Source organism: Phaeobacter sp. CAU 1743 (genome assembly GCF_039839315.1).
Lineage (GTDB): Bacteria > Pseudomonadota > Alphaproteobacteria > Rhodobacterales > Rhodobacteraceae > Phycobacter > Phycobacter gallaeciensis_A.
Genome location: NZ_JBDOQR010000150.1, coordinates 1 through 3540 on the forward strand (window position 1 = coordinate 1; position 3540 = coordinate 3540).

General features: G+C 60.0%; 4 protein-coding genes and 1 pseudogene. 2 read left to right on the forward strand and 3 right to left on the reverse strand.

Features of this window, described 5'->3' with window-relative positions; genetic code table 11:
* Positions 1-122: 122 nt before the first annotated feature.
* The gene (locus tag AAFO90_RS24320) at positions 123-932 is read right to left on the reverse strand and encodes an AAA family ATPase (protein WP_339773046.1); all 810 of its coding nucleotides are present in this window, start codon (positions 930-932) and stop codon (positions 123-125) included.
* Complete coding sequence (locus AAFO90_RS24325) at positions 929-2323, reverse strand: Mu transposase C-terminal domain-containing protein (RefSeq protein WP_347511117.1); 1395 nt, start codon at positions 2321-2323, stop codon at positions 929-931. Before AAFO90_RS24325 ends, AAFO90_RS24320 begins: the two co-directional genes overlap by 4 nt.
* Positions 2324-2494: 171 nt before the next feature.
* Here AAFO90_RS24325 and AAFO90_RS24330 point away from each other — a divergent pair, with 171 nt between their 5' ends.
* Both AAFO90_RS24330 and AAFO90_RS24335 read left to right on the forward strand, forming a co-directional pair.
* Positions 2495-3067, forward strand: a complete 573-nt coding sequence (locus AAFO90_RS24330) for a recombinase family protein (RefSeq protein WP_274841176.1) — start codon at positions 2495-2497, stop codon at positions 3065-3067.
* A 120-nt stretch (positions 3068-3187) separates the two neighbouring features.
* Positions 3188-3445, forward strand: coding sequence for a hypothetical protein (locus tag AAFO90_RS24335; protein WP_347511118.1), 258 nt, complete (start codon positions 3188-3190; stop codon positions 3443-3445).
* 2 nt (positions 3446-3447) lie between these two features.
* Here the strand turns inward: AAFO90_RS24335 and AAFO90_RS24340 are convergent.
* Positions 3448-3540: pseudogene (locus tag AAFO90_RS24340) on the reverse strand (IS5/IS1182 family transposase); the annotation flags it as partial.

The window sequence follows — 3540 nt, forward strand, 5'->3', positions numbered from 1 at the left end:
TCAAAACGGGCTCGAATATCGGCAGAAAGCGGGTTGGGCATGATCTGATCCTCCTGAACAGGATGAATCAGAAAAATAGCCCGCTGTGAATCCCCTTTGATTCAATGAAAGCTGGAACCGCTTTAATTGGCCGCTCCGATGACGAGGGTTGAGGCGGCGGCCTGGATGACGTCATCGGTGATTTCGCGCAGCTCGTTGATGTGGAGGATTCGGTCGATCTGGTTGAAAAGGCGTTGCAGCAGCCGGAAGTTGCCGCCTGTGAGGCGGGAGATCGTGGTGGCAGCCTGAACATCTGCGAAGTCTTCGGCGTCGAATTCCTTCCCCAGCTTTTGCCATTGCTTCTTGAGGATGAAGTCCATCTCGTCGCGCGAGAGCGGCGGATAGGGATGCGCAAAGCCGATGCGGCTGTAGAGCTGCGGATAGCGGCTCATGCGTTTTTCTATGCCGGGCATGCCGATCAGGATCAGCCCGATCTCGGCGCGGTCGAACTGGTCGCGCAGGTATTCCAAGGCGCTGTTTGTCAGGCGCTCGGCTTCATCGACAATGATCAGCTCAGTGTGACCCTCGCGTGGCCTTGTCGGTTGGGCGGATCGCGGGTCGAGGGCCTGGTCGATGCAGGCTTCGACACGGTTTCTGAGCTGGTTCAGGTCCTTGCGCAACGCAGCGAAGGCGCTTGCGACCGGCGGCGTGTAGAAGACGGTGCGAGATCGCGCCAGGGCAGCGTAGACCTTTTCATCGGATGGATCGCGAGGCCCCCAGCTTTCCAGAAGTGGCTCCGCGATGTCCCACTTGGCATAGCGCCGGGCAGACAGTGTTTTGCCAACCCCGGCGGGGCCATAGCACAGCCCGATAGTGCGATCCTTGCGCACGGTGCGGGCGAACTCCACGAAGCGCTTATGGGCGCTTGTTTCGATGAAGGTGGTGTTTGTCATGTGCGCCGGTCTTCTTTGTAGAGCAGGAGTTTGGATTGTGCCGGAGGCTTTGATTTCGGCTTTTGATCGGCGTCCGGCAGATGGTCGGTCACGGAACCGGTGTGCGCCTTGATCTCCTGTCTCAAGGAGCGCCGCCGTGCGACACGCGCCTGCTGGATGTCTTTGAGGGATATCGTGCGCCCGGCATGGTCCGGGCTGACCGCGCGGCAGAGGAAGAGGTTTCGGTGGAACACCCGAATTTCCGCCATGTCGCGGGGGTCGAAACGGATGGTGACGTGCTCGCCGACGAATGCGGCCAGCGTCGGGTCCATGTAGCGCAGGCCCTGGAAGTGAATGCCATCCCGACGCACGAGCCGGGCTTTGGCAACGGTGAGCAGCAACAGGTCCAAGGCTTCAACGTTTTCAGGCAGGTTTGGCAGCCAACCGTCGCCGCGCCAGGCCGCATTGGGAGCCATGCCGATCTCGCTGTGGCGGCGGGCATTGTGTGTTCCGACCAGAAAGTGCCCGACAGCTTGATCTAGCTCTGAAAGCGACAGCGCAGGCGGGCGTCTTGTTTTACCCTCGGCAAGATAGCCCGGAAGTTCCGGCAGGAGTTCGGTGTTCACCGTGCCGAATATCCGTTCGATCTTGCCCCGCCCCTGCGGGCGCGCCACGGCCGAGAATACCAGCTCGATCCGTAGCTCTGCCGCGACCTGCTCCAGGTGCTGGCTGGTGAAGTCTGATCCGTGGTCAGTATAGAGCGTCTCGGGGATACCGCAGACCGGCCAGTCCGGGTCCGTCTTTCGCCAAATTGCCTGACGCAAAGCCAGAGCGGTTTGCAAAGCAGAGGGTGCGCCCAGGAACACGCAATAGCCTGCGACCGCGCGGGAATAATCATCCTGCACGATGGTCAGCCAGGGACGGGCGGGCTTGCTGTTTGCGTCGAGGATAAGGAGATCGAGCTGGGTGTGATCCGTCTGCCAGACCGCATTGGGGCGCTCAGCGCGGTGCCGGTGGATCAGCTCGTAGCGGTCACGATAGGCGGTTGGACCCTCATGGACGAGGCACAGCATGGCTGGATCAAGCGCTCCCATCACCCTGCGCACTGTCGCGTGTGATGGGGCAGGATGGCCCTCTGCCTTTGCCGCCTCCGCGATGCGCCGATGGATCAAAGCCGCCGACAGGCGCGGCTTCTGCAAGGCAAGGGCCTCGATCTGTTGCGCCAGATCGGCATGGAGTTTCCGGCGTCCTGCATCGGAGCGCTGACGCCGTACCAATCCTGAAAGCCCGGCCTCATGATATCGCGCCGCCCACCGGCGCAGTGTTCGGATCGGATGGCCCGATGTGTCCGCCACTCCTGTCAGCGGGACGCCGGTCTCAATGTGCGGCTGCAGGACCCGGAACCGCTCCATTGCTGCGGCCCGATCCTCGTCTGAAAACGCAGCCAGGCTGTCCGTAAGAGGATCGATCAGCGGACAGGTTTGGTCGATTGGGCAAAGCGTATGAAACCACCGCTTTGAGCATCTCATATACATGGTACGATTAAATTTGCAAAAGAGGCCCCTTATTCGTACACTCACTTCATGACCACGACCAAAATCGGATACGTCCGCTGCTCCACCGACGGCCAGGACCTGACGGCCCAGAAACAGGCGCTCGAAGATCTCGGCGTCGCGCCGGATCGTATCTATACCGACCATGGTCTGACCGGCACCAACCGTGCTCGACCTGGTCTGGATCAAGCCCTCGCCGCCGTGCGTGAAGGCGACACATTTGTTGTGCCGAAACTCGACCGGCTGGCCCGATCCGTCCCGGACGCCCGTGCCATCGCCGATCAACTGGAGGCCAAGGGTGTCAAATTGGCCCTCGGCGCTTCGGTCTACGATCCCACCGATCCGATGGGAAAGATGTTCTTCAACATCCTCGCCACTTTTGCGGAGTTCGAAGCCGACCTCATCCGCATGCGTACCCGCGAAGGTATGGCCATCGCCCGCGCCAAGGGCAAACTCCGTGGAAAACAGCCAAAACTATCTGAAAAACAACAAAAAGAGCTGTCCAGAATGCACGCCACCGGAGACTATTCCATCAGTGATCTGGCCGAGTTGTTCTCAGTCTCACGCCCAACGGTCTACAGGACACTCGAGCGAAATCGATGAATTTGTATCAATCAGAGCCTTAAAGGGGGATTCCGCACTCAGCCGCACTCGACCCCTGCAAGGGCAAAGCTCGACAGGACAAGGCAGGCATATCTGGAGGCCAAGGCGGTGGGAAAGCCGGTGTCCACATCGCGGCGTGCGTATCTGACCGACCTGCAGGACATGATCTTCATTGCGATCCCGGAAGAGAACCTCGCGCGGATGCCGCTGAACGAGAAGGTTCTCAACGACCCGTCATTTTACGCGGACGCCATGCACCGCGCCGCTGCGATCAGCGAGGATGAGCTTTTCATGGCGCTGTCCTCTTCGCTGAAAGACATGACGGTCCAAGACGCCCAGGCCTTTGTCTCAGAGTCTGATTCAAAACTTTTCGAGTGAATTCATTGTCTTGCGAGCATCCGCGTGACGCGGCGGATGTGTGCGATTGTGACCCAAGCTGCCGCGCTGGCGATGGATTTTTCCCAATCCTTCGA